Origin of the sequence: Tissierella sp. (assembly GCF_052089545.1) — a bacterium.
Lineage (GTDB): Bacteria > Bacillota > Clostridia > Tissierellales > Tissierellaceae > Tissierella_A.
This window is the reverse complement of the sequence record NZ_JBQDAA010000244.1, coordinates 1-3,101: the sequence shown is the minus strand read 5'-3', so window position 1 is coordinate 3,101 and position 3,101 is coordinate 1. Positions and strand designations below refer to the sequence as shown.

The window sequence follows — 3,101 nt, the reverse complement described above, 5'->3', positions numbered from 1 at the left end:
AAATATTATTATTTCTTTTTCCATATCGAAACTATAAAAGCAAATAAAACAAAAGTATGCGAAAGAGTCGTAATAAATGAAAAATATTCTGAAAAACGAAACAGATAGACTATCTTAAATATATGAAAAGAGTGAAAGATACTTATCTTTTACTCTTTTTTAATGTATAATATTAGATAAATATATAAAGAGTTAGGAGTAGATATACATGGATATAGTTATGATAGGTTTATTGTTACTTGCTGCCTTTTCATTAGTAAATCTAATAAATTCGCAAAAGGCTAGGATGAAGTATATGAATGGAAAATTAGATGCTATTATGAAGCATTTAGATATTGAGGACAATACTTTAGATGAAAAACTGATAGAATTTATAGAGATGGGGGAAAGTGTTGCAGCTGTAAAAATACTTAGGCAAAGAACAGGTATGGATTTAAAAGAAGCTAAGGAATATGTAGACAGACTAGGGGCTAAATAAGATAATTAACTGCTATTTTATAATCTTATTGGGTATGTATATAGATGATTCAAACAAAGCTCACACATAGGGCTAGTATCTTATAAAACTGGAGGTACAGATAGATGAATCGTTATATAAAAACTTCGATTTACTATGCTATACTCGGACTTATAACAATACTTTTAATAATGAACAAAGCTTCAAAGAATATAGAAGCTTCAAATAGAGAATAAAGTTAATAGGAAATATAATCAAAAGGCTTGATAACTTTCAAAAGTTATCAAGCCTTTTTTATCATATATATAGTATAATAAAAAAGATTATTTAAAAATAATGGGATATTTATAGGGATTCACTCGTGTTATATATAAGGAGGGGAGTTAGTGGAAGAAACTTTTATAAATGAAGAAGAATTTAAAAAGCTTTATTATATTTAAAAAATACTAGTGAAACAGAAGATCTAGTTCAAGAAGTTTTTATAAAACTACTTAAAGAATCAAAGAACTTTAATAGCGAAGAACATACAAAAGCATGGCTAATAAGGGTAACTAAAAATTTATGTAAGGATAAACTTAAAAGTTTTTGGAAATCTCGTAGAATAGACATAGAAAACCTACAAGAAATATCAGATCAAAAAGAAGACTTAAGCTATGTTTTAGAATCATTATTATCAATATCCCCAAAATATAAATTGATTCTTTATCTATACTATTATGAGGGATACAAGGTCAAGGAAATATCTAATATAATTAATATAAAAGAAAGCACTATTCAAACTAGGTTATCAAGAGGGCGTAATTTATTAGAAAAAAAGGTAAAGGAGGGATTGAATGAATAATGATGATATGAAAAAGATATTTGATAAATTAACCCCTAAAGATCATAAAAAAGAAGAAATATATAATAAAATCATGGAAACAAAAGATAATAAAAGTTCTGAAAAAGTTTTTACGAAAAAGACTAAGAACAAGAGAAATAAACTTAGAACAGCATTAATACTATCTTTAATATTAATATTTAGTATAACTGTCTATGCAGTAAGTAATATTCCACAAGCACCACAAAGTTTTTCGAGTAAAATTAAAAATTTTTCTTTATCAGAAGATGCAAGTGATATAAATATATACGATAGTGATAAGGGCTATAAACTAACAGCAGAATCGGTATTTGGAGATAGTAAATTTGTATATGTATTAATATCAGTTGAAAGAGAAAATGATGAAAAGCTAAGAAGTATTTGGAATACAGGTAGAGAGTTCTGGGTAAATGTGAGTGATAAATCTATTTCAAAAGATAAAAGACAACACCTTATAGGGAGCAGCAGATATCATTCTTTAGATGAAGGTTTTAATACAAAAGATAAAGAATATTTTCTACAAGTACACAATGTAGAAATGGAAGAAAATGGTGTAAGCTTAATAGGAGGAAATCTACACTTAGAAATAGATAGGATAAGCTTAGGTTTATTTGGCTTTGGAACAAAAGGAGACTGGGAACTTGATATACCATTAAAATATAAAGACATTTCTCAGATTTATGAAATAAATAAAGAGTTTGAATATAAAGATAAGAAAATAGTCTTAGATAAAATTCATTTCTCGGAACTTAATGCAGCCATATATTTAACATCTAAGGATAAAGCTTTACAAGAATTTTCAGAAGAAGTCTTTAATATAAAATTCAAACTAAAAGATGGAACTATTGTTACAGCCCAGTGGGACACAGGTACAGGAGATCTAGAAGGAAGTCAATACTATTATTCAATATCTCTAGTAGAAAACGGAAAAATAAATCCTCAAGATATAGTTTCCATACTGTTAGAAGATATAGAAATACCACTTGATTTAAAGTAGAACTTTCTAAAGGAGGAAATAAAATGGCAATAAAAAAAGTACCAAAGCTTACAGTAGTTTTGGGTATGGTTCTTATAATTATAGGATTTTTAATACCCTATGATAGTATGGAATTTATCCTAGGGCAAGGCTTAAGACCACTTGGCCTTGTAAGTTTATTTATAAATCCAGCTTTAGGGATAGTAGGTGCTGGTTTTAGTTTATATAAGAAAAATTGGTTATTTCTGTTATTTAATATAATTATGATATTTACCTTTTTTATATTAATGGCAATAGGATATGGTTTATACTAAGATATTGTTAAAAGAATAAAAATCTGTTTTATAACTAAATTTAGTTATAAAACAGATTTTTTAATAAACTAATTAATTTCAAGTGCTGACTCAGGTAGTATCTGTCCACCATCTACTACGATACTTTGCCCAGTTATATAAGAAGCCTCATCAGAAGCTAAAAACATAATTGTATGGGCTATATCTTCTGGATCTCCTAGTTTCTTTAGTGGAATTATAGATTCTTGATTTTTAATGTATTCATCACCTAAAGAACTCTTCATTCCTGGAGTCATAATGTTTCCTGGCTCAACAGCATTTATGGTAATACCCATAGAAGCTAGTTCAAGAGCTGCTGTCCTCATAAATCCATTTATACCAGCTTTAGCTGCTGAATAATGTGCAAGCTTTGGATTTCCAACTCTGTTTCCTGTGATAGATGAAGTAATAACTATCCTACCACCATTTTCCTCCATATAAGGCATTATCTCTTTAGTAGATACAAATATACTCTTT

At 27.9% G+C, this 3,101-nt stretch carries 4 protein-coding genes and 1 pseudogene; 4 read left to right on the top strand and 1 reads right to left on the bottom strand.

What is annotated here, in order from left to right; translation table 11 throughout:
- Positions 1 to 208 precede the first annotated feature (208 nt).
- From ACTHW2_RS12355 to ACTHW2_RS12340, 4 genes and pseudogenes are all read left to right on the top strand, one after another.
- A complete protein-coding gene (locus ACTHW2_RS12355) occupies positions 209 to 478 on the top strand; it encodes a hypothetical protein (RefSeq protein WP_442264208.1) in 270 nt (89 codons plus the stop codon).
- Positions 479 to 899: 421 nt separating this feature from the next.
- A pseudogene (locus ACTHW2_RS12350) lies at positions 900 to 1,298 on the top strand (RNA polymerase sigma factor); the annotation flags it as partial.
- Complete coding sequence (locus tag ACTHW2_RS12345; RefSeq protein ID WP_442264207.1) at positions 1,291 to 2,313, top strand: DUF4179 domain-containing protein; 1,023 nt, start codon at positions 1,291 to 1,293, stop codon at positions 2,311 to 2,313. The pseudogene ACTHW2_RS12350 and the gene ACTHW2_RS12345, both read left to right, overlap by 8 nt.
- Before the next feature lie 23 nt (positions 2,314 to 2,336).
- A complete protein-coding gene (locus ACTHW2_RS12340) occupies positions 2,337 to 2,606 on the top strand; it encodes a hypothetical protein (protein ID WP_442264206.1) in 270 nt (89 codons plus the stop codon).
- Positions 2,607 to 2,674: 68 nt separating this feature from the next.
- Here ACTHW2_RS12340 and ACTHW2_RS12335 read toward each other — a convergent pair.
- Positions 2,675 to 3,101 (bottom strand): SDR family oxidoreductase (locus tag ACTHW2_RS12335; protein WP_442264205.1); only part of this gene is annotated, 427 nt, incomplete at its 5' end.

What these genes read in the sequence shown, in the direction of transcription:
- ACTHW2_RS12340 (WP_442264206.1), top strand. Translation starts at nt 2,337, where the DNA reads ATGGCAATAAAAAAAGTACCAAAGCTTACAGTAGTTTTGGGTATGGTT.
- ACTHW2_RS12345 (WP_442264207.1), top strand. Translation starts at nt 1,291, where the DNA reads ATGAATAATGATGATATGAAAAAGATATTTGATAAATTAACCCCTAAA.
- ACTHW2_RS12355 (WP_442264208.1), top strand. Translation starts at nt 209, where the DNA reads ATGGATATAGTTATGATAGGTTTATTGTTACTTGCTGCCTTTTCATTA.